This window comes from Aeromonas sp. TS_SC_11, assembly GCF_057318915.1.
The window spans coordinates 2,706,136-2,732,387 of the sequence record NZ_CM170470.1 but is presented as its reverse complement, the minus strand read 5'-3'; the positions used below and the strand labels follow the sequence as shown (position 1 = coordinate 2,732,387).

The window sequence follows — 26,252 nt, the reverse complement described above, 5'->3', positions numbered from 1 at the left end:
CCTTGTGAGATATGGATAGGTGCATCCCGTTCCGGTTCACAGCCGGTCGGTATCACACCTGTTCCGCATAATAGATAGATTCGATGAATGTTCGCTGAATGTCGGGTTCAGAGCAGAGGGGATATATCGAGACGCCCGCGCAAATCAGCCTCAAGTGGATTGTTTACAAAGGGTATTTCACCCAAAAACGGCGCGGGGAGCAAGCCCCTCAAGGTGTCCAGGTTTTCCTGGTAGTGACTCATGGATCCGTACAGCCGATTCATGACCCAGCCTGCTACCGGCAGATTGTCGTTTCGAATGGCGGCAAAGGTGAGCAGCGCATGGTTGAGACAACCCAGCTTGGCCCCCACCACCATGATCACCGGCATGTTCTCCTGCTTGACCCAATCCGACAGCAGATGCTTGCGATCCAGCGGCAGAAACCAGCCGCCCGCCCCCTCTACCACGACAAGCTCGGCCCCCGCCTGCTCTATCTGGCGCAGACCGTCAGACAGTCCCTTCAGGGTAATGGCATCACGGGCCTCGCTGGCGGCGATATGGGGCGCAATGGGCGGTTCAAAGGCATACGGATTGACCATATCGTAAGGCAGCGACAGGTTGGCCGCCTCTTGCAGCAAGACGGCATCCAGGTTGCGCAACCCATCCGGGGTCCGAGCGCAGCCAGCGGAGATCGGCTTGTAACCGGCGCACTGAATGCCATGGGCGACAAACTCCAGCAACAGGGTGCGGGCGACCAGCGTCTTGCCCACATCGGTATCTGTGCCAGTGATAAAGAAGGATTTAACCATGATGACTCCTCAACACAAATCAGGCGACAGCCCGCCGTTTATAGGGGCAGATCACCTGCATATCAAGTATCCGGGACAGAAGATGAGTTCAGCCCGACTTGTTCGCACATCGCATCCCCCGGACAGACCCGGCAAGGGGCGACTCAGCCCAGCTTATCGGCGGATCAGGCGCCCCAAGCACACCTGATAGCTGGCGGCCAGCAGGCCATCCGGCTGACGGTAGGCTTCATAAGCCTCCGTCAGGCGCTGCAAACGCAGCCGACTGCTCAGACCCGACTGACGCGCATCGTTGAGCTGGCTGGCTCCTATGCCCTTGAGGTCGCGCAGCAGACCGCTCAACTCGTGATAGGAGAGCGCCCAGGCCAGACTCTCAAGGCAAGGTGCTGTGAAGCCACCTGCGGCAACGGCATCTTGCAATTGTGGCAGGCTGAGGAAGCGATTGACATGGGGATGGTCGTCAACCGTGCGCCAGGCCTCACGCAACTGCCAGAGCGAATCGACAAGCAGGGTCGAGAACAGCAGTTGTCCACCGGGTTTGAGTACCCGGTGGAGTTCGGCAAACGCCTGCGCCGGTCGTTCACACCACTGCAGGGCGAGGCTGGAGAAGACCCAGTCCAGACTCTCGTCGGCAAACGGCAGACGCTCGGCATCGCCGCACACAAGTTGCGCACCGCTGCCACGCAGAGCCGCCTGCTGCAACATGCCGGGGGCAAGATCCAGCCCATGCAACTGGTGGCAACGACTGGCGAGGTGGGGCAGGAAAAATCCGGTACCACAACCCAGATCCAGCCCGGATATGGGAGAGGTCGACAAGGAAGCGGGAGTCACCGGCTCCCCGGGCATGCGATCCAATAGCGCCAGACCGACTTCCTGCTGAAAACGGGCATGGGCATCGTAGTGGCGGGCCGCCGCCCCGAAACGGCGGGCGAGCTGCGCCTTGTCAACCTGCTGAAAGCGCTCATCCATGGCGAACACCTCTCGGCTCTGCGGCAGATTCGCGCCTGCTGGCCGTCAGGGTGCAAGGGCCGAGGGCCTCGAGCAGGCGATCCACATCCTGCTCGCTGTGAGCCGCGCTTAACGTGATACGCAGCCGCGCCGTACCGACCGGCACAGTGGGCGGGCGGATGGCGCTCACCCAGACGCCGCGATCCCGCAGCCGCTCGGCCAGTTGCAGGGCCGCACTGCTCTCCCCCACCAGCAGCGGCTGTATGGGGGTGTTGCTCGCACCGAGTTGCCAGCCCTGCGCCTGTGCCCCTTGCCGGAAACGGGCGATCAGCTGGCCAAGATGAGCGCGGGCATCGTCGGCGACCCGCACCAGTTCGATACTCTTGCTGACCGCGCACGCCTGAGCGGCCGGCATATGGGTGCTGTAGACATAGTGGCGGGCGAAGTTGACCAGATAATCCACCAGCTCGCGGCTACCGCCGACAAAGGCGCCGGCTACCCCGAGCGCCTTGCCGAAAGTGCCCATCTGGATGTGTACAGATGCCGGAGCCACCCCTTGCGCCACCAGAGTGCCGCGCCCCTCCGGCCCCAGCACGCCGAGGCCGTGGGCATCGTCGATCATCAGCCAGTTGCCGCTCTGGGCGGCCAGACGGGCAAGCTCAGGCCAGGGGCCCTGATCCCCATCCATGCTGAACACCCCCTCCGAGACGATCAAGCCCCGGTTTGGTTCGAGTTGGCGCGCGAGAGCAGTCATATCGTTGTGACCGAAGCGCTTCATCTTGCAGGGGAGCTGGTTGCCCATCTCCTGCAGGGAGGCGTGGTTGAGCCTGTCCTGCCACAGCAGATGCTCCTTGCCGAGCAAGGCTTTCAGCACCGCCTGATTGGCAGAAAAACCGCAGTTGAACAGCAGCACCGCCTCCACCCCCAACCAGTCAGCAAGCGTCTCTTCCAGCTGCTGATGGGCGCGGCTGTAGCCGGTGACCAGCGGCGAGGCGCCGGAGCCCGTGCCATAGCAATCAATCCCCTCCTTGAAAGCGGCCTTGATGGCAGGATGATCGGCCAGTCCCAGATAGTCGTTAGCACAGAAGTTGAGGTAGTCGCGGCCCGCTACCTGCAGCCTCCCCCCCACGCTGCCATCGGTGGCAGTGCGGCGGCGAAGCAAGGCGGCCTGCTCGCGCCCGGCCAGAGCCTTACCCAGACCAAAAGGGCCCGTTACCACAGGACTCTTCATGGACGCACGACGCCTGCACGGGGACGGGTAGCATCGTAAAACATCTCATCCGGCGCGTTCTGGCGGCTCACCTCGGCCAGCAGCTCGGCTTCCAGTTCCAATGTCTGAACCTGATCCGGCTTCTGGGCTCGCTGGGCAGGGCGAATGCCGAGTCGCTTGAACAGCTGCATGTCGCTGTTCTCATCCGGGTTTGGCGTGGTCAGCAATTTGCAGCCGTAGAAGATGGAGTTGGCCCCCGCCATAAAGCACATCGCCTGCATCTGTTCGTTCATCTTCTCCCGCCCCGCGGAGAGGCGCACATGGGAGGCAGGCATCATGATCCGTGCCACGGCGATGGTGCGGATGAATTCGAACGAATCGAGATTCTCTTCGTTTTCAAGCGGCGTCCCCTTCACCTTCACCAGCATGTTGATGGGCACGCTCTCCGGGTGGCGCGGCAGGTTGGCGAGCGCCATCAAGAGACCCGCCCGATCTTTTGCCTGCTCACCCATGCCGACTATGCCGCCGGAGCAGACCTTCATGCCGGCGCCGCGCACATGCTCCAGGGTATCGAGCCTGTCCTGATAGGTACGGGTAGAAATGATCTCGCCATAGAACTCCGGCGAGGTGTCGAGGTTGTGGTTGTAGTAGTCAAGACCTGCGGCCCCGAGGCGGGCGGCCTGATCCGCGGTGAGCATCCCTAGCGTCATGCAGGTCTCCATGCCCAGTCCTCGCACCTCTTCGATCATCCGCAGTATGTAGGGCATGTCCCTCTCTTTGGGGTTGCGCCAGGCGGCCCCCATGCAAAAGCGCGACGAACCGTTGGCCCTGGCCTCACGGGCCCGCTCCAACACCTTCTCCACCTCCATCAGCCGCTCGGTCTCGAGCCCTGTGTGATAGCGGGCACTCTGGGGACAATATTTGCAATCCTCCGGGCAGGCACCCGTCTTGATGGAGAGCAAGGTGCTCACTTGCACCTCGTTGGGATCGAAATGGGCGCGGTGTATCGTCTGGGCCTGGAACAGCAGATCATTGAATGGCAGGGCAAACAGGGCCTGAACCTCGGCGAGGGTCCAGTCGTGACGAAGGGCGTGGCCGCCCGCTGTGTAAGCATTCATACATGGCTTCCGGTTGTTATAAGTGGGATCCTGCGCCCGCCATCCTGGATGGCCGAGCCCCGGACCCGCCACTTTGCCCCCGCGCCATCCAGCGAGTGAGGAGCCAAGTGGCTGAAATTGTTGGCTAGTGTAGAGAGCGCGCGTAGACTGTCAACACCGACCAGATCAAATCCATTGACAATAGAACATAAAATGACCAACCAAGAATTCGACCTGAATCACATCTGGCACCCCTATACCTCTCTCACCCATCCCCTGCCCTGCTATGAAGTGGACAGCGCCAAAGGAGTCACCATCACTCTCGCCGATGGTCGCGAACTGGTGGATGGCATGAGCTCCTGGTGGGCCTGTATCCACGGCTATCAGGTGCCGGAACTCGACGCGGCCGCCACCGCCCAGCTCGGCAAGATGTCCCATGTCATGTTTGGCGGCCTGACCCATGCCCCGGCGGTCGAGCTGTGCCGCAAGCTGGTGGAGATCACACCGGCCGGTCTGGACCGGGTGTTTCTGGCCGACTCGGGATCGGTGGCAGTGGAAGTGGCGCTCAAGATGGCCCAGCAGTACTGGCACGCCAAAGGCACCCCCAGAGCCAAGTTCGTCACACTGCGCGGCGGCTATCATGGCGACACCTTCGGTGCCATGAGCGTTTGTGACCCGGATGGCGGCATGCACGAGCTCTACCAGGGCTTCCTGCCCGAGCACTACTTCGCCCCGGCCCCCAGCTGCCGTTTCCACGCCCAATGGGACGAAGAGTGTGTGGTGGATCTCGCCACGCTCGTCGCTGACCATCATGAAGAGATCGCAGCCATCATCCTCGAACCCATAGTGCAGGGAGCGGGCGGTATGCGCTTCTACCACCCCCGCTATCTGCAATGGGTACGCGCTTTGTGCGACGAGTTCGGCCTGCTGCTGATTGCCGACGAGATTGCCACCGGGTTTGGTCGCACCGGCCAGCTGTTTGCCTGTGACTGGGCTGGCATCAGCCCCGACATCATGTGCCTTGGCAAGGCGCTCACCGGCGGTTACATGACCCTCTCTGCCACCCTCACCACAGAACATGTCGCCCGCACGATTTGCGACGGGAAAGCGGGGGTCTTTATGCACGGGCCCACCTTTATGGGCAATCCGCTGGCCTGCGCCGTGGCCTGTGCCTCCATCGATCTGCTGCTGACCTCACCGTGGCAGGAACGGGTGCAGGCCATCGAGCATCAGCTCAAAACCGAGCTGGTGCGGCTGACCCTGAACCCTTTGGTTGCCGATGTGAGAGTGCTTGGCGCCATCGGCGTGGTGGAGATGAAGGAGCGGGTAGATGTGGCCCGTATCCAGCGCAAGTTTGTGGAGTTGGGTGCCTGGATCCGGCCATTTGGCAAACTCATCTACCTGATGCCCCCCTTCGTCATTACACCGGCACAATTGAGTGTGCTGACCCAGGCCATCCATGAAGCCATTGCCAGCGGCGAGTTTTAAGCCGGCATGAAAAGGCCCTGCATGAGAATGCAGGGCCCTTTGACTCTTTTTTATCAGAATGTGAGCAAGACACCAGACCCGGGCGACCATGACGAGTAGACTGCGCGGGTTTTACCCAACAGATGTACTGCTCCCATGCGCCTCTCCATTGCTGCCAAAATCAACTTCTTCCTGCTGTTCATCTTTTCCATGGTGCTGGTCTTCTCCGCGGCCTATCAGGCGGTGCGCGAGCGCGACCTCATCCTGACGCTCATCAAGGAGCAGAGCCGCGAGCAGACCGAAGCCTATTTCGACGGCCTCAACATGCTGATGCTGACCGGCAAGATGGACGCTCGCGACACACTGCGAAACAAGTTTCTCGATCACGCCCACGTGGAAGATGCCCGCATCGTCCGCGGTGATGCAATCAGCAAGCAATACGGGCCGGGCCGCGAGACAGAGCAGGGCAAGGATGAGTACGATCGACTGGCGCTGGCGGGCAAGGGCAGCCTGGAGGTGGTGCACGACGGCATGCACAGCAAGCTGGTGGTAACCCGACCCCTGTTGGCCAAGAAAGATTTTCGCGGCACAGACTGCACCAGTTGCCATCTGGTACCGGAGAACACTGTGCTGGGGGCCGTGCGCTTTGACTACTCCCTCGACACCCTCTTTACCCGGGTCGAGCAGAACATTCTCACGTCGGCGCTTATTCTCACCGGTATCTTCGGGCTGGGGCTGCTGTTGACCCTCTGGGTCATTCGCACCTGGATAGTTCGCCCCCTCAACCAGCTGACCCGTTCCATGGAAGAGGCCACCGACCTGCATGACTTCGGTCACCGATTGGAAGGGGATGAAGGGGACGAGATTGGCCGGGTGGCACTGGCTTACAACCAGATGCTCGACAGCGTGGAACGTCAGCTCGGCAAGCGCCCTGCCGCGCAGGCGAAGCCGGACAAAAAGCAGGATTAGCCCGCATAGTAGAACAGCAAACTGGCGATGAAGATCAGCAGCAGTATGGTCAGATTGACGTGCAGTGAGTCCTCCCGTCGTCGGCTGCGTTTACGCTCCAGCAAAAACACCGCCAGGGTCAACAGGCAACAACCCCAGAGCCAATAAACCAGCCAGGGAGTCAGTACGGGATCCCAATAATCACGAACTGCTATCCCCCCGTAGACCAGAAAACCGTACGCCACTTCCGGGCGCGCATAGTGATAGAGGGAGAGCAGCACGATAAAGCCCGCCCAGCAGAGGATCACCAAGCCCTGCAGCCCTCTGGTCAACCAGTCCGGTCCCTGTCGCCGCTCTTTCACGTCCATCCCCTGCCCCACTGGCCCGGCCATGAGGTGATCCGGGCATAAATCCCCTCCAGAGTCCGACATTTTTGCTTGTTTATCAAACCCGCGCGGGTAAGATTGTCGGCTTAGTCTGCCATGATGGGCCAGTGAATGCCCGGGCCAGACCCCTAGTGTTTCAAATAGCGCTGCAAGAACAAGCTGGAGACAATATTTCGATGACGCACGCATCCGTAGTAGATGTGCTGACCGGTAAATATGCGGTTGGCACCACCCAGACAGTAAAAGGGTGGATCCGGACTCGCCGTGATTCCAAGGCGGGGATCTCATTTTTGGCCGTATCCGACGGCTCCTGTTTCCATCCGGTACAGGCAGTTGTCCCCAATACCCTGGCCAATTATGAGAATGAAGTGCTGCGTCTGACCACAGCTTGCTCCGTGGAAGTGACCGGTGTGGTTGCCGCCTCCCAGGGCAGCGGTCAGGCTTTCGAACTGCAAGCCACCGACGTCAAGGTCGTAGGCTGGGTCGAAGATCCGGACACCTACCCCATGGCCGCCAAGCGCCACAGCATAGAGTACCTGCGTGAGCAGGCCCACCTGCGTCCGCGCACCAACATAGTCGGCGCCGTGACCCGGGTGCGCAACTGCCTGGCCCAGGCCATCCACCGCTTCTTCCATGAAGAGGGTTATCTGTGGATTGCGGCTCCGCTCATCACCGCCTCTGACACCGAAGGTGCCGGCGAGATGTTCCGCGTCTCCACCCTGGATCTGGAAAACCTGCCGCGCACCGACGCTGGCAAGGTCGATTACGACAAGGACTTCTTCGGCAAGGAGACCTTCCTGACCGTTTCCGGTCAGCTCAACGTCGAAACCTACGCCTGTGCCCTCTCCAAGGTCTACACCTTCGGGCCCACCTTCCGCGCCGAGAATTCCAACACCAGCCGCCATTTGGCCGAGTTCTGGATGGTTGAGCCGGAAATTGCCTTCGCCAACCTGGACGATAACGCCGCCCTGGCCGAAGCCATGCTCAAGTACGTCTTCAACGCCGTACTGGCCGAGCGCCGCGACGATCTGGAGTTCTTTGCCCAGCACGTCGACAAGGATGCCATCGATCGTTTGGAACGCTTCGTCTCCTCCGACTTTGCCCAGATCGACTACACAGATGCCATCGAAGTGCTGAAAAACTGCGGCAAGAAGTTCGAGTTCCCTGTCTCCTGGGGCATCGATCTCTCCTCCGAGCACGAGCGCTATCTGGCCGAGGAGCACTTCAAGTCTCCTGTAGTTGTGAAGAACTACCCGAAAGACATCAAAGCCTTCTACATGCGTCTCAACGATGACGGCAAGACTGTTGCCGCCATGGACGTACTGGCCCCCGGGATCGGCGAGATCATCGGCGGTGCCCAGCGTGAAGAGCGCCTCGAGGTACTCGATCAGCGCATGGCCGAAATGGGTCTGAACAAGGAAGATTACTGGTGGTATCGCGATCTGCGCCGCTTCGGCACAGTCCCGCACGCCGGTTTCGGCCTCGGTTTCGAGCGTCTGGTGGTCTACGTGACCGGTATGGGCAACGTCCGTGACGTTATCCCCTTCCCCCGTACACCCCGTACCGCCGAATTCTGATAACGGCCCTTTGCCGACAAAGCCGACCTCAGGGTCGGCTTTTTGTTGCCCGCCCCACGGCATTCGCCCCTCGCAGCCACCACAATTAATCACACTTCCCCTTCTGGCTGCAGCCTTGTTGCAGTGCACCTCAAGATGCCAGCCCCGTATGATACCAACCAGCCCCCTTCAAATAACAATCATGTTAATACGTGGTTTTTATGCAGTTAAATCAAAAAGCGATGAGTTATTGAAGTACCTCAATTTTTTGCCCCTTTGAGAAGGGCACAATACCCACTAACCCTTTAGGGCTAAATAAAAACAGACAATCCCGGTCCATGAGCTCAACACAGCACAGATATGGATTAAATCACGCGAGGTAATGGAATGATCTTGATGGAATTTATGGTGGTACTCGGCTGCTTGTTGCTGGGTACCCGATTTGGGGGCATGGGACTGGGTCTCATCAGTGGCATAGGTCTGTTCCTGCTGACCTTCGTGTTCGGCCTGGCACCGGGCGAACCGCCAGTGCAAGTCATGCTGACCATACTCGCGGTGATCGGCTGCGCCGCCACCCTGCAGACCGCCGGCGGCCTCAACCTGATGATGCAGGTGGCCGAGCGTCTGCTGCGCCGTCACCCGCAATACATCACCATACTGGCCCCGCTCACCACCTGGACCCTCACCTTCCTGTGCGGTACCGGCCACGTGGTTTACACCATGTTCCCCATCATCTCCGACATAGCGCTGCAAAAGAACATCCGCCCGGAACGGCCGATGGCGGTCGCCTCCGTCGCCTCCCAGATGGCGATTTGTGCCTCGCCAGTCTCGGTCGCCGTGGTCTCCATGGTCTCCATACTGGCAGCCGGACACGGTATCGGTGAGGCTTACGGCCTGCTGGATATCCTGATGATTGCCATCCCCTCCTCGTTGACCGGCGTGATGATGGCGGCCCTGTGGAGCCTGCGTCGCGGCAAGGATCTGGACAAGGATGAAGAGTTTCAGGCCAGGATCAAGGATCCGGAGCAGCACGCCTTCATCTATGGCGGCGGTGAAACCCTGCTCAACACCAAGTTCCCGAAAGAGGCCTACTGGTCTACCTGGATCTTCTTCGCCGCCATCGCTGCCGTAGTATTGCTTGGCGCCAACGAAGGGCTGCGCCCCGTCTTCACCATCAAGGACAAGACAGGCCCTCTCTCCATGAACCTGGTGATCCAGATGATGATGCTGATCGCCGGTGCCATCATTCTGATGCGCTGCAAGGTCAAACCGGGTGAGATCGCCAACGGGGCTGTCTTCAAGGCCGGCATGGTCGCCATCTTCTCCGTGTTCGGGGTTGCATGGATGAGCGAAACCTTCTTCCAGGCCCACATGCCGCTGCTCAAAGAAACCCTGTCCCACGTGGTACAGGCCCAGCCCTGGACCTACGCCCTGGTGCTGTTCCTCATCTCCAAGCTGGTCAACAGCCAGGCTGCCGCCCTGACCGCCATCGCCCCCATGGGTCTGGCGCTGGGGGTGGAGCCCAAGCTGCTGATCGCCTTCCTGCCGGCCAGCTACGGTTACTTCGTGCTGCCGACCTACCCGAGCGATCTGGCCTGTATCGGTTTCGACCGTTCCGGCACCACCCGCATCGGCAAGTTCATCATCAACCACAGCTTCATCATTCCGGGGCTGATCGGGGTGAGCAGCTCCTGCGCCCTGGGTTACGTGCTGACCACCATTCTGCTCTAATCGCAGCGGTGTTTATCGCACCATTGCCACACAGGCCCCCAACTTCGGGGGCCTGCTCTTTTCTCCCCCTGCCTATTCCCGTTACGATTTCACGCCACGGCTTTACCTGCGACCCCGCCACTGGGTAGCATGCTCCCTCTTTCACCATCGGAATCGACTCCATGTCTCGCGTCATCCTGCTCTGGAGCGGCGGCAAAGATGCCATGCAGGCCCTCTGTCATGCCCGTGAGCAGGGGCATCAGGTGGTGGCACTGGTCACCTTTGCCCCGCCATCCCCCCGTTTTCTCGCTCATCCCCTGCCACTGGTACGCCGTCAGGCCGAGGCGCTGGGCCTGCCCCACCAGCTGGTTACCATAGAAGCGCCATTCGATCAGAGCTACGAAAGGGCACTGACCAGCTTGCAGCAGGAGTGGAAACTCGATGGGGTGGTCACCGGCGATATCGACAGCGTGGGGGGCGCCAGCAACTGGATCCGCGAACGCTGCCGCCCGCTGGGGCTTGAGGTACACACACCGCTCTGGCAGCAATCTCGCGAAGCACTGCTGAGCGACATGCTTGGGCGCGGCATCGTCGCCCACCTCTCCTGCGTCGATACCCGCACGCTGGCACCCGACTGGGTCGGTCGTGTGCTGGACGCATCCGCCATCACTGAATTGAAAGCGCTGGCAGACCGGCAGGGGTTCGATCTGTGTGGGGAACAAGGGGAATACCACACCATGGTGACCGACGGCCCGGGCTTTGCCGCCCCTCTTGGGCTTGATGGCTGGCATCTGGCAGCGCAGGCACACCTGGCCTACCTGACAGAAAAGGAGGAATAGCCGGGCGGCGGTGAAGGCAGGAGCTTCTTCTGGCGGCAAACAAGCGGGTTCAATCGTTGATCCGGTCGCGGTTTGGTAAAGGGCCATATGAGCCAGCAACAGGAGGATACAGACATAGACGGCACCGTTTTCCCTTGCTCCTGGTCGCCAACCATGACGGAGCCTCACTTCGCCAGAACAAAACTCCAAAAAAACAATAAAAAATGGAAATTTAAACTAATAGCAAAGCTTTAGAATCCCTTTGCCAAGCATTCTGGCGAGGAACCTCAGGCTTTTTTGCTCTGGATCAACGTCAGGGGCCAGTGAACTGGCCAAGATGCCCATCGACATACAGCGACCATTTCGCGCCGGAGAGAGTTATGACAAACCAAGCCACTGCAGGCACCACAACCTGCGACTACAAGCTATGGGACATCCTCGTCGAGTCAGCAAAGGAACGCACTACCATTCGTTACTCCAAACTGGCCAGGCAGGCCGGGCTGGAGAATAGCCAGGATGAGCTGCGCACCCTGCTGCAACGCATCCGCATGTACTGCACCGAACACCAGTTGCCGATCCTCTCCACCATAGTGGTGGACGATGTGGGCAAATACACCGGCCTCTCCTCCGGCCTGCCGGACGCTCCTTGGGAGCGTGCCAGGGTGTTTGACTACCAATGGCCTGTTGCCCCCTGATCCAGACATTCATCACCATAACGCGCCCGCTGGCGCGTTTTGTACTTCTTCGGGCCCGCTTTCCTGAACCGCAGGCAAAAAAAACCCGCCTCAAAGGCGGGTACTAAGCAAGCAACGCTCTGGATGACCAGAGTAAAGAGTTCAGGCTGTCGAATCTTGCCACCCCCGGCACCACGCGAAAGAGGTAACAGGACAACATGGGTTTGTATAAATCGCTGATTTATCCAAGCTTCATGCTGACCATCGACGGGGAGTGAGACTAAAGTGAAGGCCCTGCTTAAGGAAATGATTTATTAGTATTCCATTATGCACAGAATGAATTTACGAGGCGTCGACCTCAACCTGCTGGTGGTGCTCAAGGCCCTGCTGGAGGAACGCAACACCACCAAGGCCGCCGAGCGACTCGCCATGAGCCAGCCTGCCGTCAGTCGGGCTCTGGCCCGCCTGCGGCTGCTCTATGACGATCCCCTGCTGATCCGCACCCCCCTGGGAATGGAACCTACCGCAAGGGCACAGGCACTCTTGCTGCCACTGCGGGAAATACTGCACGACATAGAGCAGACCTTCAGCCAGCCCGAACAGCACGACCCGAGCCAGTTCGAGGGAGTACTGCGCATCGGTGCCCACACCTATGTGGAATATGTGATGATGCCAAGCCTGCTGGGGCGCCTGCAGCAGCAAGCGCCCAACCTGCGCATCCACATGGTGCCCCTCAATGCAGATTACGAGGACCAGCTCGACGAAGGGGTTGTCAGCATGGTGATCAGCAAGCAGGACGAGGTACCCGGTCGCTTTCGCCGCATCCCGCTGTTTGAAGACAAGCTGATCTGCGCCGCCCACAGCAGCCATCCCTTTCAGGGTCAGGTGCTCTGCATAGAGTCTTTCGCCAAGGCCCAGCATCTGCTGGTCGCCCCCCGTGGCAGCGAAGGGGGCATAGTCGATGACCTGCTCGCAGCGCACGGCATGACCCGCCATACCCCCTTGATAGTGCAGAGTTTTCTGGCAGCACCCTTCATCCTGCCCTATGCCCCCCTGCTGCTGACCTCGCCAGCCAGGGTACTGCGTCCGCTGATGCCGCTGCTGGATCTGGTGGAGTACGAGACCCGCTTTACCCTGCCGACCTTCGAGGTCAGCCTCATCCGCCATCGCCGCGACGACAACCACGCCATGCTCAACTGGTTCGAGTCAGAATTGCATCTCTGGTGCCAATCCCTCTGCGAGCTATGATCCCCTCCGGCGCCCCGTGCGCCGGGCTCTTTTCCCATCATCACAGCATTTGACTCTGGCCCTTTGGCTGGCGACTCCCCTGGTAAAATCCCCCGAGTCGCAGTGCCAGCGTTGCCTTGAGATCGCCACAATGCCAGAATCGGGCCTTTCCTTGATTTCATGTTCAGATCTCAAGTTTCAGCTTTCAGGGCCCACGCCCGCAGACAAGGACTCCCCATGGCCACCACCCTCTATGGCATCAAAAACTGCGACACCATCAAGAAAGCCCGCAAGTGGCTGGACGAGGCTGGCATCGACTACCGCTTTCACGACCACAGGGCCGATGGCCTGGATCCCGCCGCGCTGGATAGCTGGCTGGCAAAACTTGGCTGGGAAGCCCTGCTCAACAGCCGTGGCACCACCTTCCGCGCCCTGCCGGATGAAGCAAAACAGGGGCTGGATACCGCAAAAGCACGCGCACTGCTGCTGGCACATCCCGCCATGATCAAGCGCCCGCTGCTGGATCGGAACGGCGAGCTGACCCTGGGTTTCAAGGCTGATCACTATCAATCCCTCTTCTCTCGTTAAACTTTTTAAGGAACGCTGATGTCGGACGTCATCGCACTGGCCAAGGATCTGATCCGCCGCCCCTCCGTTACCCCGCAGGATGTAGGGTGTCAGGCCCTGATGAGCGAACGCCTGGCGCGTCTTGGCTTCGTCATCGAACCCATGGTGTTTGAAGACACCACCAACCTCTGGGCGCGCCGTGGCAGCGAAGGCCCCCTGTTCTGCTTTGCCGGCCACACCGACGTGGTACCGGCCGGGCCGCTGGAGAAGTGGCACACACCGCCGTTCGAACCGACCATCCAGGATGGCGTGCTCTACGGTCGCGGCGCCGCCGACATGAAGGGATCCCTCGCCGCCATGGTGGTGGCCGTCGAACGCTTCGTGGCCGAGCATCCGGATCATCAGGGGTCCATCGCCTTTCTCATCACCTCGGATGAAGAGGGCCCCTTCATCAATGGCACAGTGCGTGTCATCGACACCCTTGAAGCGCGCAACGAGAAGATCCGCTGGTGCATCGTCGGCGAGCCCTCCTCCACCCATGTGGTGGGAGACGTGGTAAAGAACGGTCGACGTGGCTCCATCACAGGGGATCTGCTGGTGCGTGGAGTACAGGGGCATGTGGCCTATCCCCATCTGGCGGACAACCCCATCCACAAGGCGGCGCCGGCATTGACTGAGCTCGCCGAGACTGTATGGGATGAAGGCAACGCCTACTTCCCCCCCACCAGCTTCCAGATTGCCAATATCCAGGCCGGCACCGGCGCCTCCAACGTCATTCCGGGGGAATTGCAGGTTCAGTTCAACTTCCGCTTCAGCACACAACTGACCGACATGGATATTCGTGAACGCGTCCAGGCCCTGCTCGACAAGCACGGTCTGGACTACGAGCTGACATGGACCCTCTCCGGCCAGCCCTTCCTGACCGATACCGGTGCCCTGCTGGAGGCCACAGTGGCGGCGGTAGCGGCGGTCAATGGCCAGCAACCGGCACTGCTCACCACGGGCGGCACCTCGGATGGGCGCTTTATTGCCCCCACAGGGGCCGAAGTGATCGAACTCGGGCCCGTCAATGCCACTATCCACAAGGTGAACGAGTGCGTGAAGGCCGAGGATCTGGATCTGCTGGCAGAGATGTACCAAGGGGTACTCGAGAGATTGCTGGCATGACCCAGGAACAACTGCTGGGACTCGACGAGAGTCACCTTGTTCTGGTGGGACGCGGGCCCCATCGCCTGACCGCTGCCACTGCAGCGGCCTTCAACGACATGCAGGTGGCCGCTGCCCATGAAGGGCACAACCTGCAGGCGGCCTCCAGCTGGCGCAGCTTCGAGCGTCAGCTCGCCATCTGGAATGGCAAGTGGCGCGGTGAGCGCCCCCTGCTGGATGCCGACAACCAGCCTATGGACACACTGCAACTGAGCGAGTGCGAACGGCTGCACGCCATACTGCACTGGAGCGCCCTGCCCGGTACCAGTCGCCATCACTGGGGCACGGATCTGGACATCTATGATCCCGACTGCCTGCCTGCCGGTACCAAGCTGGCGCTGGAGCCCTGGGAGTATGAAGCCGGGGGCTGGTTTAGCGACCTCGGCGACTGGCTGACCGACCACATGAATGACTTCGGCTTCTTCCTGCCTTATGCCAGACCTGTGGGTAGCGGCAGCGGTGTCGCCTACGAACCCTGGCATATCAGCTTCGCGCTGGAATCCCGGGAGCAGCGGCTGGATCCGGATGCGCTGGCGCTTTGCCTGCAACAGGCGGATATTGAAGGCAAGTCAACCATATTGGCCCATCTTGACGAGATTTTGGCCCGTTATGTCACCACCTGTCCTGACGAAAGGAAAACCCCATGAATCTCTGGCTGTGGATTGGTTTGCCACTGCTCTTCCTGCTTGGCATGTTTCTCAATGCCATCAAGGACATGAAGCGGCTGGAGAAACAGCTGCCCAAATACAAGGACAAGATACGGGAAGTCAAGGATGACGAGGACGACTGATCGTCCTCTCAGCCCGCCAGGGGCGCCACTATGGCGCCCCTGCTGCTTTTCACGAGGGCGGAATTCTCCCTCCCCATCCTGATGATGGCTCAGTGATCCCGTTCACATAGAACAGGACTTATTTCTCCCTTACTTCCCGCCATCTTCAAGGTAAAAACCCAGTTCCTGGCAGCACTGAAAATGTAAAAAACTGCAAATAAATGCACAATTAAGCCACACTGCGCCCAACAAACTGCATATAATGTGCCTGTTTTGCATTTTGACAGAAGGAGTTCGCCATTGGATGCCGTCACCATCAACAGTTTCTTTTTAGTCGCGGCCTTGTTGGTGGGAGCCAGTGTCCTGTTGAGCGCGCTCTCCTCTCGCCTTGGTATCCCCATTTTGGTGATATTTCTCGCGGTCGGCATGCTGGCCGGGGAAGATGGGCCGGGGGGCATTCACTTCGCTGACTACTCGGTCGCCTATCTGGTGGGCAACCTGGCGCTCGCCATCATATTGCTCGACGGCGGCATGCGTACCCGGGTTTCTTCTTTTCGGGTCGCACTCTGGCCAGCGCTCTCGCTGGCAACCGTCGGCGTGGCCATCACCACAGGGCTGACCGGTCTGGCCGCCGCCTGGTTGTTCGACCTCAACCTGATGCAGGGCATGCTGATCGGCGCTATCGTCGGCTCCACCGATGCGGCGGCTGTCTTCTCCCTGCTCGGCGGGCGCAGCCTCAACGAGCGGGTCAGTGCCACCCTGGAGATAGAGTCCGGCAGCAACGACCCCATGGCGGTGTTTCTCACCGTCACCCTGATCGAAATTCTTGCCACCAACCAACAGGGGCTGGACTGGTTCTTCCTGCTGCTGCAACTGGGCAAGCAGTTTGGCCTCGGTGCCGGCATAGGTCTGGGCGGCGGCTGGCTATTGTGGAAACTCATCAACAGCGCCAGGCTGGCTCCGGGCCTCTATCCCCTGCTGACCGTCAGTGGTGGCCTGCTCATCTTCGCCCTCACCACGGCCATCGGAGGCAGCGGCATCCTCGCCATCTATCTCACCGGCCTGCTGCTCGGCAACCTCTCCCTGCGCAGTCGCAGTACCACGCTGTCGGTACTCGATGGCCTGACCTGGCTCAGCCAGATCGGCATGTTCCTGGTGCTGGGGCTGCTGGCCTCCCCCCACAAGCTGCTGCCCATCGCCCTGCCGGCGCTGGCACTCGCCGCCTGGATGATACTGTTCGCCCGTCCCGTCTCTGTCTGGATTGGCCTCTTGCCGTTCAAGAACTTCGCCCCCCGCGAGCGCTGGTTCATCTCCTGGGTGGGGCTGCGCGGCGCCGTGCCCATCATACTGGCGGTCTTCCCCATGATGGCCGGGCTGCCCAACGCCCAGCTCTACTTCAATGTCGCCTTCTTCGTGGTGCTGGTCTCCCTCATACTGCAAGGCAGCTCGCTGCCGCTGGCATCAAAGCTGGCCAGGGTTGAGGTACCGGCACCGCCGTCACCCATCAACCGATCCGGGCTTGAGATAGATCTGGACAGCCAGTGGGAGACCTTCGTCTACCGCCTCAGCGCCGAGAAGTGGTGCATCGGCTCGCCCCTGCGGGATCTGCGCATGCCCAAGGGTACCCGCATCTGCGCCCTGTTCCGGGATCAGGAACTGCTGCACCCCTCGGGCAGTACCTGCCTGCAATCCAATGACATCCTCTGCGTCATAGGACACGAGCGAGATTTGCCAGCTCTCGGCCAGCTGTTCAGTCAGGCTCCTGAGCAGGATCTGGGTCCGCGCTTCTTCGGTGACTTCCTGCTGGAGGCGGCCGCCAATATGGTGGACCTGGCTCCGCTCTACGGGCTGGATGTGAGCGAGGTGGCGGATCAGACACTTGGCGATTTTCTTGCCGACCAGTTGGGCGATAATCTGGTAGTCGGCGATCAGGTCGAATGGCAGGGCCTGATCTGGACAGTGGCCGAAATGGAAGAAGGCACGCCCCGCAAGATAGGGGTGCGCTTTCAGGAAGAAGACCCGGTCTGACGCACATCGTCTGACCCGCCTTTGCGAGCAGGGAGTTCATTATGCCTTACCAAACCGAGTTGTCTGGCCTGCAACCCCCTTTTCCCAACCTGGGATTGATAGAGGGATTCTTTGGCAAGGGCTGGAGCTGGGAAGCCCGCGCCCGCTACGCTCAATGGCTGCCACGCCACGGCTACGGCTTCTACATCTATGCCCCGAAAGAAGATGGCTATCTGCGCAAGCACTGGGCCCTGCCCTGGCCTGAAGCCGAGCTCGAGGCACTGCGCCAGCTGGCCCGCCAGTGCCGCGACAACGGCCTCGCCTTCGGGGTGGGCTTGAGCCCCATGGGTGCCCACCACGACTATGATCGCAAGCGCCCGGCCCTGTTGGAGAAGGTGCGCCTTATCGACGAAGCGCTGCAGCCTGACATACTGGCTGTGCTGTTCGACGACATGAAGGGGGATACCCCGGATCTGGCCCACCACCAGCTCACCATAGCCCACGACATTGCGGCCCACAGCAAGGCCGGCCGTCTCATCTTCTGCCCCAGCTACTACTCCACGGATCCCGTGCTGGAAAAGGTGTTCGGCGCCATGCCCCCCCGCTATCTGGAGGATATAGGCCAGCAACTCGACCGCCGTTTCGAGATCTTCTGGACAGGCCCCAGGGTCTGCTCCAGCGAATACCCGGCCCCCCACCTCAAGCAGGTGACCGAGCAGCTCGGGCGCAAACCCTTTTTGTGGGACAACTATCCGGTCAACGATGGCAGCAAGGCCAGCAGCTTCCTGCACCTGCGCGCCTTCGAGAATCGTCCGGCAGAACTTGTGGATCTGGTCGCGGGCCACGCAGTCAACCCCATGAAGCAGGCGGCGCTCTCTGTGCTGCCGCTCGCCACCCTGCCCATGAGCTACCGGCTCGGCAAGCAGTATGATGCTGACAAGGCGCTGCACGCCTCCCTCAATGCCACCTGCGGGCCGCAGATTTCGGCGATGATAGAGGCAGATCTGCCGCTGTTTCAGGACATGGGGCTGGCCCTGCTCACCCAGGAGCAGATCGCCCATCTCAAGAGCCGTTACCTGCCGTTTCAGGATCAGATGTGTGTAAACGAAATCTTGCGCTGGCTGGCCGGTGAATATGTGTTTGATCCTGACTGCCTGACCGACTGAGACAAGCCACGCCAGATGCCACAGGAGGCTACATGGACGCATCCCTGATCTACCAGAACCTGGCGGTGCTTGCCGCCTTCTTGCTGATCTACAGCCTGATCGCAGGTCGCTTCGAATCCAGATTGATCAATGGCCCCTTGCTGTTCCTGCTGATGGGCTGGCTGCTGGGGCCAGGCGGGCTCGGTCTGATGTCACTCTCGGTCGACAGCGAGGGCATAAAGCTGCTGGCAGAGCTCACCCTGGTCATAGTGCTGTTCAATGACGCCGCCAACACCAACTGGCAAGTATTGGCAGCCAACCGCGCCCTCCCCATACGATTGCTGCTCATCGGCCTGCCACTCACCCTGCTGGGGGGCACCCTGTTCGGCCTCTGGCTCTACCCGGATCTGCCGCTGCTGGAGCTGGCCATCCTCTCCACCATTCTCGCCCCCACAGATGCGGCGCTCGGCAAGGCCGTGGTCAGCAATCCGGCCGTGCCCGCGCCCATCAGGGAGGGGCTCAATCAGGAGAGCGGTCTCAACGACGGTATCTGCGTGCCAGTGCTCTTGCTGCTGCTCGCCCTCATCGCCCCCACCGAACAACACGCCGGCACGGGCATGCTGGCCATGACCTTGCTGCTGGAAGAGATAGGCATAGGCCTGCTGGTGGCCCTGGTGCTCACCAGCCTCACCATACGGCTGCTGAAAACCTCCTACCTCAACGGCTGGCAACTGCCGCTCTGGCGCCAGCTCACCATGCCGGGGCTGGCTCTGCTCTGCTTTGCGCTTGCCCAGACCCTGGGGGGCAGCGGTTTTATCGCCGCCTTCGTCGGGGGTCTCTTGATGGGCCGCAGACTGGGGGAGCACAAACACGCTTACATGGATAGCTGCGAAGGGTATGGGGACCTGCTCTCCGTGGTGATCTGGATGGTGTTCGGCGCCACCCTGATGCCCATGCTGCCGGATCTGCTGCACTGGCAATACTGGCTCTATGCCGTCGCCAGCCTGACCCTGCTGCGCATGTTGCCGGTCTGGCTGAGCCTGCTGGGGACAGGACTAAAACCCGAGTTGATACTCTTCATCGGATGGTTCGGACCAAGGGGGCTCGCCAGCATTGTCTTTGCCGTCATGGTGTTGCAACACGAGCCCGCGCTGCTGGGACAAGAACCCATCATAGCCACTGTGCTTTGCACCATCATACTGAGCGTCATCTTGCACGGTATCAGTGCCAACCCCTGGGTCAGGCGCTTCAAGACGGCGTAAATACCCGACAGTGGCCAAAGGTATGGCAGAGGGGATAAACAACCTCATCGCCATTGCGGTATAAAACAATACCCCCAGTCAGGACTGGGGGTATTGTGGATAGATCAAGACATGTATGAGCGGCGTATTTCAAGGTGCCATGGCAATCGAGGCTGATTTGGTCCCCTTGTGGCCGCCCCCATCATGACCGGATATTGCCCTCTGTTGCGCGGTAAACCAGAATGCCCGGCTTGTTTTTCACATAGTCAATAAAAGGCGAATCCACTACCTTCATATTCGTCGAAACAGAAGAGGCATTGCGAAGTACGGGGCCATTTTCCCCCCGAATGAAAATACCGGTATGGGTCACATCCAGACCGGCAATATTGGTATAGATACCGATATAATCGCCATCTTCCAGCAAGCTCAGCATGTCTTCGTCCACGCGATCACCTGGAATATAAGTGATGTCGCGGTTCTTCACCGCCAGCCCCGGAATATAGTGACTGCCATCTTCTTTTTGATTCAATACTTTGGCGGCGGTCACCACATAGTTGCCGACCAGATGGGTCACATCCTTCACCTGATTGCCACCATGGACCCAATCAGAGAAAAAATGCTTTCTAGTCAGGTAGTTGACTTCACCATTTACATAACGAGTGTACATGACATTCTCGATGAAATTATGCACACTCGTTGAGTGTCGCAGTGACTCAACGTAATCCAGATAGGTGAAGCAATCCAGCTCACCAAAATCCACCACCAGTTTTTCCTGCTGGTCGCTCGATCCCACCAGCCGATTGGCAACATAAGGATTCTCGAGAAACAGTTGCGAGAAATCCTTTATTGACTGACCCGGTGCCACATTCTGATGTTGAGCAAACATCCTGGTGAGTTGCTGCTCCTTTATATTGTAAAAATCCAGGTTTTTCCCGTTGCCGGCCGCAACCCCGCCAGAAAAAGCGAGCAAAGCGGCGCCTATAACCTTCACCATTGAGTACCATCCTTGACCATAAAAACGAGCTGCAGGGGGTACCCCTGTCGCGAACAGAGTCGACAATATGCATCTAATGCCATTCGAGACTGATGAATTAAGGGACGATTGAAAACAAAAAAAATGTAAGTAAATGTACCCGACTCGCCAGATATTGGCCTGATACAGGCTCACTCTGGTATGAATACTCGCTGGTGGAAAATAACCTCGATGGCGACCAAACAGAGAAGCCCCGACGCGGCCGAGGCTTCTCTGTTGGCGTTCGTTCTTGGTTTTCGTTGCTCGTCATGGCCTTGCTGTCACTGCCTGACGAGACTCGTTACCCGCCCCATCACAGGACTGCGTTCACTGGCCGACAGGCACTCAGCCGAGCGCCAGCCAGACACCGACACCGAACATCAGGGAACCGGCGATCCGGTTCATCAGGGTCACATTGCCGCTCTTGGCGAGGAAGTGGCGCAGGGTACGGCCACCGCCCGCGTAGAGCAGCAGACAGGAGAACTCGATCACCAGGATCAGGGCCACCAGGGCACTGATCTGGGGCGTCATCGGCTTGGCTGCATTGATGAAAGGAGGCAGCAGGGAGACCATAAAGGCCCACCCCTTGGGATTGGCGATGGCAGTGACAAAACCCTGCATGGCCAGACCAAGGGGGCGTGTCTCCTGTCCGGCCGACAGATCCGCCGGTATGGCCATCTTGCCTTTGGCCTGCCACATCTGGATGCCGAGCCAGATGAGATAGGCGCCACCCACGTATTTGAAGGCAGAGAAGAGCGCTGGATAGTTGAGCATGACGGCCGCCACCCCGATCACCGACAGCACAGAGACCAGCGCGACCCCAACCAGTTCACCCCACATCATGTGGAGGGTACGGCGCACCCCCAGACTCATGCCGAGGGTCATCGCCAGCGTCATGCACATGCCGGGGGTAACAGAGACAAAAAAGAACGTAGGCACAAACAGCGCCAGAATCGCGGGATCAATCCAGTCGGACACACTACACCTCCATGGTAACAAGCTTGAGATCTTGCCTATCACACTCTTTTAACACAAGAAAAAACCTTTTCGTTCAGCATGATTTCAGCAATAAAAACCCTGTGACAATAGTTGTCGCGCCTGTGTAATATGCCGCCTCACTCCTCTTTTGGGTTAGGACCTGCCATGTCGTTGAGTAACCTGTCCATCCGTCTTCAAGTGCTTGTTCCACTCCTGCTCGCCAGCCTCTTGATGGTCCTGATGGCCGGGATCAGCAAGCAGGAGATAGACAGCGCCATTGCGGACATGAACCAGACCACCACCAGCGTGACGCGCCACAAGGACGACATCGCAGCCCTGATCCACGCCACCTACCGGATGCGCACCAACGCCATCTATGGCCTGTACGATCCGGCGCGCTTCGCCCAGTTGCCAAACGATCTCAATGCGGCGGAACAGGAAATAGGGACCATCTTGTCCCGACTGGTGATCACAGGTGCCGAGCAGGACAACAGCCAGGTGGCCGCAGCCCTGCAGACTTATCTCGGCCACACCCGCAACAACATGCTGCCGCTGCTGGCCCAGAAACATCAAGGAGGTGGCGATGCCGCCGCCTACGAGCAGTCACGGCTGCGTTTTCGTGAGCTGGGGGAGCAGTTGATCAAGCAGATCGACACCATGTCAGCGCGCATCAACCAGCTGATCCAGACCGAAATTGCCGAGGAAGAGGCGCACTACAACGCCACCCTGTTGCGAACCCTGCTGATGATGAGTGCCACCCTGATAGCGGCACTGCTCGGTGGCTGGTGGTTGTCCGGCCAGATAGTCCGCCCCATAGGCCAGTTGCAGGAGGTGATGCGCGCCGTCGCCCAGGGGCGCTTCAACGTGCGGGCCAACGCCGATGGCAGCAATGAACTGAGCCAGCTGGCCAAAGACATCAACCAGACACTGACCCAGCTTGGCAGCACAATCCATACCCTGACCGGTATCAGCGGCAACGTGGCCTCTGCCGCCACCGAGCTCGCCGCCGTCATGACCCAGTCCGAGTCCAATGCCCAGCAGCAGCGCAGCGAGACAGAACAGGTAGCCTCCGCCGTGACCGAGCTGGCCAGCACGGCCGACAACGTCAACCACAACGCCGCCCTGGCAGATGGGCTGGCGCGGGATGCCAATAGCCGGGTCGAACAAGGGCTGGCTCTGTTTGCGGAGAGTATCGCTGCCAACAGCCGCATGGCGGGCAGCCTGGAGAGCGCCGCCGCCGTAGTGGCGCGCCTCAAGTCCCAGTCCGAGCAGATCGGCAAGGTGATCGAAGTGATCCAGAGCATCTCGGAGCAGACCAACCTGCTGGCCCTGAATGCCGCCATCGAGGCTGCTCGCGCCGGCGAAACCGGTCGCGGCTTCGCGGTCGTGGCCGACGAGGTACGCCTGCTGGCGGCCCGCACGCAGGACTCCACAAAAGAGATCCAGACCATCATTGAGCAGTTGCAGAGCCAGTCCCAATCCGCCAACAACGGCATGCAGGAGACCCTCACCATCCTTGAGCACAACCAGCAGCTCTCCGGCGAGGTGCAGGCGCTGCTCGGTGGCATCACGGAGGCGGTCAACCAGATCAATGGGGCCAATGCCCAGGTGGCCACCGCCGCCGAAGAGCAGTCGTGCGTCACCGCCGACATCAACCGCAACATCACCAATATTTACGAAATAGTGAACCAGAGTGTGGCCGGCATCAGCCAGAGTGCCGCCGCCAGTCACGAACTGTCACAGCTCGCCGAGCAGCAGCGCAAACAGCTGGCCCAGTTCCAGTTGTGACGTCCGCTTGCGCGATCGACACAAAGGCCCCGCAAGCGGGGCCTTTGTGTTAATGAATGGACACATTTGTTATTGTTTTAAACGGCTTTTTTATAATGTGGCTTCATTGGGGGCTGGGCTGTCGCCCCAAATGTGAGTATGGTAGAGGCACGTCACTTCCCCTCACATGAGATCACCATGAAGCTGCATTTCAAGAAACCGGCCTTCATCGGCCTGGGCCTCATCGCCCTCGTCTCCGCCATCTGGCTCGACTACTACCTGCCGGAGCACACCATAGCCACCATCACAGGGGTGGAAGTGAAGCGCACCGACAAGGATGGCCCCATCAGCCAGAAAAACCCGGCTGACGGTCCCACCACGGATGTCTACTACATCTATACCGAACGCCCGGGCGAACAGATCCGGGTATTTCGCAATGAAGATACCGGCTGGGGCTGGCCTTTCTACTTCAAGTTCAACGCGGCCGATGTGCAGGCAAAAGCCAAGTCCATGGAGTTCGAGAAGCGTCTGGCCATCATTACCTCCTACGGCTGGCGCGTGAACATGTTCACCATGTTCCCCAACGTCACCAAGATAGAGAGTACGGGTCCTGAGGCCTCCACCTGGAGTTTCTTCCGCTGGTTCTGGTTCGGTATCTGGGCACTGGTGATGGGTAAAGCCGCCATCGCGACCTGGCGCTACTTCGACCGGCTCGAGGACGAGATATGACAGAGCCGAGCAAGACTCGCACCAGTTTCTACCGACGGCTTTACGTTGCCTGGCTGATAAGCAGCGGCACGGACACAATCCCGGCCATCATGGCGGCCACCGGCATGCCACGGCGTACCGCCCAGGACACGCTGGCGGCACTGGCTGATCTCGATATCAGCTGCGGCTTCGAGCAGACGGAAGGGGCGCGCCACCTGCAGGGGCACTATCGCATCAGCGACTGGGGTCCCATCAATCCGGCCTGGATCAAGGCACAGTTGCCCGTAATCAAGCAAACGCTGGGTTATCCATAACGACTGACAGAACACTATCGCACCTGTGACGATCAACAGAGGCCAGCCGCAAGGCTGGCCTCTTTTTATATTGCCCGGGCAGACACAGGTCTCGGCACGCGGAAACGACTTACTCCGGGAAGGGCTCTTCCGGCAGCGGTTCCTGGGTCTCAGCCTGGGTGCAGTCGATGATGGAGCGCTTGGGGTTGTTGGGGTCGCGCAGCAACAAGGGGGCCAATCCCTCATTGTGCTTCTGCTCGTCGGCAAACTCGCTGCCATAGGCATTGTGGGTCAGCCTGCGTGCATTGGCGATGGGGGTGTCCACAAACAGGGCGTGCACTTCGAAAGTGGACGAGGGGATGAGAAAGCCACTGATGGGCAGACCATGCAACTCTTCATGGGTCTTGTACCAGGCAAACCCGTCCGTCACCTTGTAGGGGGTGAAGTGCTTGAGCTGAGGGTGGGCCGGCTCGCCGGTCTCGCTGTCGAGGTAGAGATGGTCGAGATCGCAGGTCGCCAACCCCTGCCACATGGATTCGAACGGCGTGGAGCAGGCCGTCAATTGCAACCCGGCCAGCAGTGCCAGCGACGCTTTGTACATTTCCCGTCCCTTCTCTCAATAGTGCAATGGCCGTCAGCCAAAAAACCGCAGTCGCTCGACCAGCAAGTCGATAAAACCCGGGCGATCCAGTCCCAGCAGCACCAGCGCATTGGCCGGTTTGCCGGTCAGGCCATAGCGATCCACCACCGTCATCCCCACGGTATGCTCACCTCTGGTTTCGATATCAACCCGGCACTCGACCCCGTGGAACAGCTCGGGGGCCAGCAACCAGGCAATGGTACAGGGGTCGTGCAGCGGCGCGCCAGCAAATCCCCACTTGGGATCCCGGTGGTAGATCATGAAGAAGTCGAGCAGCCCGGCCACGCACTGGGCCACCGGATTGGTGATGGTGCGTACCCGCGCTATGTCCTCGTCCATCACCTGCGCCTCGTGGGTCACATCCAGCCCGCACATTGTGATGGGGATGCCTGACTTGAACACCATATCGGCCGCTTCCGGGTCCACATAAATATTGAATTCCGCCGCCGGGGTCCAGTTGCCCGCCCCTGCTGCGCCCCCCATCAATACGATGCGGGCAATCTTGGGTTTGAGCTCGGGATGCGCCGCCAGCAGCAAGGCGATATTGGTGAGCGGGCCGGTCGGCACCAGGGTCACGGGCTCCGGACTCTCGCGCAGGCATTTGGCCATCAATTCGAGGCCCGTCATGGCCTGGGGCGCAAAGGCGGGATCCGGCAATGTGGGGCCATCGAGGCCTGACTCGCCGTGGACGTTGTCGGCTATGATGAGCTCGCGCATCAGCGGTTTGGGCGCCCCCGCCGCCACCGGGATGTCGTCACGGCCGAGCAGAGTGAGAATGCGCAGGGCATTGTTGAGGGTCTTCTCCTGTGTCTGATTGCCAGCACTGGTGGTGACCGCCAGCACCTTGAGTTCGGGACTCGCCAGCGCCAGTATGAGGGCGATGGCATCATCGTGGCCGGGATCACAATCGAGAATAACGGGCAATGCCATGGACAGACTCCTTGCAACATGACGGGGAACCATACCTTAACAACCCGTGACGAGATTAACTCGGGAGGGAGTCACAAAACGGACTCAGCCCATCTTATCAAGCAGTTGCTGTCAAACTCGCCGTAATGGCCGTCGGCGGCTCACCCTCGATTCGCCCCGCGCA

At 59.9% G+C, this 26,252-nt stretch carries 26 protein-coding genes; 17 read left to right on the top strand and 9 right to left on the bottom strand.

From position 1 onward, the window contains the following. Positions 1-107: 107 nt before the first annotated feature. The 4 genes from bioD to bioB all read right to left on the bottom strand — a co-directional run bounded on the left by bioD (position 108) and on the right by bioB (position 4,061). On the bottom strand, positions 108-788 hold the full coding sequence (bioD, locus tag AC1P02_RS12885) for a dethiobiotin synthase (RefSeq protein WP_096119200.1): 681 nt from the start codon (positions 786-788) through the stop codon (positions 108-110). 153 nt (positions 789-941) lie between these two features. Next, positions 942-1,754: a malonyl-ACP O-methyltransferase BioC gene (bioC, locus tag AC1P02_RS12880; RefSeq protein WP_485182399.1), complete on the bottom strand. Its 813-nt coding sequence runs from the start codon at positions 1,752-1,754 to the stop codon at positions 942-944. Next, positions 1,747-2,964 (bottom strand): 8-amino-7-oxononanoate synthase, encoded by a 1,218-nt coding sequence (gene bioF / locus AC1P02_RS12875; RefSeq protein WP_485182398.1) that lies wholly within the window; start codon positions 2,962-2,964, stop codon positions 1,747-1,749. The genes bioC and bioF overlap by 8 nt, the downstream gene beginning before the upstream one ends. Then, positions 2,961-4,061, bottom strand: coding sequence for a biotin synthase BioB (bioB, locus tag AC1P02_RS12870; RefSeq protein WP_485182397.1), 1,101 nt, complete (start codon positions 4,059-4,061; stop codon positions 2,961-2,963). Before bioB ends, bioF begins: the two co-directional genes overlap by 4 nt. Before the next feature lie 192 nt (positions 4,062-4,253). Here bioB and bioA point away from each other — a divergent pair, with 192 nt between their 5' ends. Both bioA and AC1P02_RS12860 read left to right on the top strand, forming a co-directional pair. Further along, complete coding sequence (gene bioA / locus AC1P02_RS12865; protein WP_485182396.1) at positions 4,254-5,528, top strand: adenosylmethionine--8-amino-7-oxononanoate transaminase; 1,275 nt, start codon at positions 4,254-4,256, stop codon at positions 5,526-5,528. Positions 5,529-5,663: 135 nt separating this feature from the next. After that, on the top strand, positions 5,664-6,476 hold the full coding sequence (locus AC1P02_RS12860) for a HAMP domain-containing protein (protein ID WP_005312995.1): 813 nt from the start codon (positions 5,664-5,666) through the stop codon (positions 6,474-6,476). Here the strand turns inward: AC1P02_RS12860 and AC1P02_RS12855 are convergent. Then, a complete protein-coding gene (locus tag AC1P02_RS12855) occupies positions 6,473-6,823 on the bottom strand; it encodes a hypothetical protein (protein ID WP_011898929.1) in 351 nt (116 codons plus the stop codon). The two genes, AC1P02_RS12860 and AC1P02_RS12855, sit on opposite strands and share 4 nt — an antisense overlap. A gap of 194 nt (positions 6,824-7,017) precedes the next feature. Between AC1P02_RS12855 and asnS the strand changes: the two genes are divergently transcribed. The 12 genes from asnS to AC1P02_RS12795 all read left to right on the top strand — a co-directional run bounded on the left by asnS (position 7,018) and on the right by AC1P02_RS12795 (position 19,782). After that, positions 7,018-8,418, top strand: a complete 1,401-nt coding sequence (asnS, locus tag AC1P02_RS12850; protein ID WP_290020250.1) for an asparagine--tRNA ligase — start codon at positions 7,018-7,020, stop codon at positions 8,416-8,418. A gap of 366 nt (positions 8,419-8,784) precedes the next feature. After that, positions 8,785-10,128, top strand: coding sequence for an anaerobic C4-dicarboxylate transporter (locus AC1P02_RS12845; RefSeq protein ID WP_021137946.1), 1,344 nt, complete (start codon positions 8,785-8,787; stop codon positions 10,126-10,128). A gap of 161 nt (positions 10,129-10,289) precedes the next feature. Further along, complete coding sequence (locus tag AC1P02_RS12840; protein WP_485182395.1) at positions 10,290-10,946, top strand: Dph6-related ATP pyrophosphatase; 657 nt, start codon at positions 10,290-10,292, stop codon at positions 10,944-10,946. A 359-nt stretch (positions 10,947-11,305) separates the two neighbouring features. Continuing rightward, positions 11,306-11,620, top strand: a complete 315-nt coding sequence (locus tag AC1P02_RS12835; protein WP_005312982.1) for a hypothetical protein — start codon at positions 11,306-11,308, stop codon at positions 11,618-11,620. 315 nt (positions 11,621-11,935) lie between these two features. Beyond that, positions 11,936-12,847 carry a LysR family transcriptional regulator gene (locus tag AC1P02_RS12830; protein ID WP_011898932.1) on the top strand — a complete coding sequence of 304 codons (912 nt, stop codon included), beginning with the start codon at positions 11,936-11,938 and terminating at the stop codon, positions 12,845-12,847. A gap of 216 nt (positions 12,848-13,063) precedes the next feature. Further along, on the top strand, positions 13,064-13,414 hold the full coding sequence (locus tag AC1P02_RS12825; protein ID WP_485182394.1) for an ArsC family reductase: 351 nt from the start codon (positions 13,064-13,066) through the stop codon (positions 13,412-13,414). 18 nt (positions 13,415-13,432) lie between these two features. Then, positions 13,433-14,560 carry a succinyl-diaminopimelate desuccinylase gene (dapE, locus tag AC1P02_RS12820; RefSeq protein WP_485182393.1) on the top strand — a complete coding sequence of 376 codons (1,128 nt, stop codon included), beginning with the start codon at positions 13,433-13,435 and terminating at the stop codon, positions 14,558-14,560. Continuing rightward, positions 14,557-15,246 carry a M15 family metallopeptidase gene (locus tag AC1P02_RS12815; protein ID WP_485182392.1) on the top strand — a complete coding sequence of 230 codons (690 nt, stop codon included), beginning with the start codon at positions 14,557-14,559 and terminating at the stop codon, positions 15,244-15,246. Before dapE ends, AC1P02_RS12815 begins: the two co-directional genes overlap by 4 nt. Beyond that, the gene (locus AC1P02_RS12810) at positions 15,243-15,389 is read left to right on the top strand and encodes a hypothetical protein (protein WP_017411705.1); all 147 of its coding nucleotides are present in this window, start codon (positions 15,243-15,245) and stop codon (positions 15,387-15,389) included. Before AC1P02_RS12815 ends, AC1P02_RS12810 begins: the two co-directional genes overlap by 4 nt. A 279-nt stretch (positions 15,390-15,668) precedes the next feature. Then, positions 15,669-17,396, top strand: coding sequence for a potassium/proton antiporter (locus tag AC1P02_RS12805; protein WP_058395058.1), 1,728 nt, complete (start codon positions 15,669-15,671; stop codon positions 17,394-17,396). A gap of 41 nt (positions 17,397-17,437) precedes the next feature. Beyond that, positions 17,438-18,541, top strand: a complete 1,104-nt coding sequence (locus AC1P02_RS12800; RefSeq protein ID WP_485182391.1) for a beta-N-acetylglucosaminidase domain-containing protein — start codon at positions 17,438-17,440, stop codon at positions 18,539-18,541. A 32-nt stretch (positions 18,542-18,573) separates the two neighbouring features. Next, positions 18,574-19,782, top strand: coding sequence for a cation:proton antiporter (locus tag AC1P02_RS12795; RefSeq protein ID WP_485182390.1), 1,209 nt, complete (start codon positions 18,574-18,576; stop codon positions 19,780-19,782). A gap of 181 nt (positions 19,783-19,963) precedes the next feature. Here AC1P02_RS12795 and AC1P02_RS12790 read toward each other — a convergent pair whose 3' ends face one another. Together AC1P02_RS12790 and AC1P02_RS12785 are read right to left on the bottom strand one after the other, a co-directional pair. Continuing rightward, complete coding sequence (locus AC1P02_RS12790) at positions 19,964-20,755, bottom strand: DUF1460 domain-containing protein (RefSeq protein ID WP_427239521.1); 792 nt, start codon at positions 20,753-20,755, stop codon at positions 19,964-19,966. A gap of 363 nt (positions 20,756-21,118) precedes the next feature. After that, complete coding sequence (locus AC1P02_RS12785; protein WP_021137956.1) at positions 21,119-21,751, bottom strand: LysE family translocator; 633 nt, start codon at positions 21,749-21,751, stop codon at positions 21,119-21,121. A 165-nt stretch (positions 21,752-21,916) separates the two neighbouring features. On the opposite strand from AC1P02_RS12785, the gene AC1P02_RS12780 reads away from it, so the two are divergent. The 3 genes from AC1P02_RS12780 (at position 21,917) to AC1P02_RS12770 (ending at position 24,540) form a co-directional block, all read left to right on the top strand. After that, positions 21,917-23,539, top strand: coding sequence for a methyl-accepting chemotaxis protein (locus AC1P02_RS12780; RefSeq protein WP_485182389.1), 1,623 nt, complete (start codon positions 21,917-21,919; stop codon positions 23,537-23,539). A 177-nt stretch (positions 23,540-23,716) separates the two neighbouring features. Further along, a complete protein-coding gene (locus AC1P02_RS12775) occupies positions 23,717-24,247 on the top strand; it encodes a DUF1523 family protein (protein WP_005312938.1) in 531 nt (176 codons plus the stop codon). Beyond that, entirely contained in the window at positions 24,244-24,540 is a 297-nt protein-coding gene (locus AC1P02_RS12770; protein ID WP_059167637.1) for a winged helix-turn-helix domain-containing protein, read from the top strand. The genes AC1P02_RS12775 and AC1P02_RS12770 overlap by 4 nt, the downstream gene beginning before the upstream one ends. Before the next feature lie 109 nt (positions 24,541-24,649). On the opposite strand, the gene AC1P02_RS12765 is transcribed toward AC1P02_RS12770, so the two are convergent. Then, positions 24,650-25,120 (bottom strand): hypothetical protein, encoded by a 471-nt coding sequence (locus AC1P02_RS12765; protein ID WP_021137959.1) that lies wholly within the window; start codon positions 25,118-25,120, stop codon positions 24,650-24,652. A gap of 33 nt (positions 25,121-25,153) precedes the next feature. Further along, positions 25,154-26,089, bottom strand: a complete 936-nt coding sequence (gene rihA / locus AC1P02_RS12760) for a pyrimidine-specific ribonucleoside hydrolase RihA (protein WP_096119215.1) — start codon at positions 26,087-26,089, stop codon at positions 25,154-25,156. Positions 26,090-26,252: the final 163 nt, after the last annotated feature.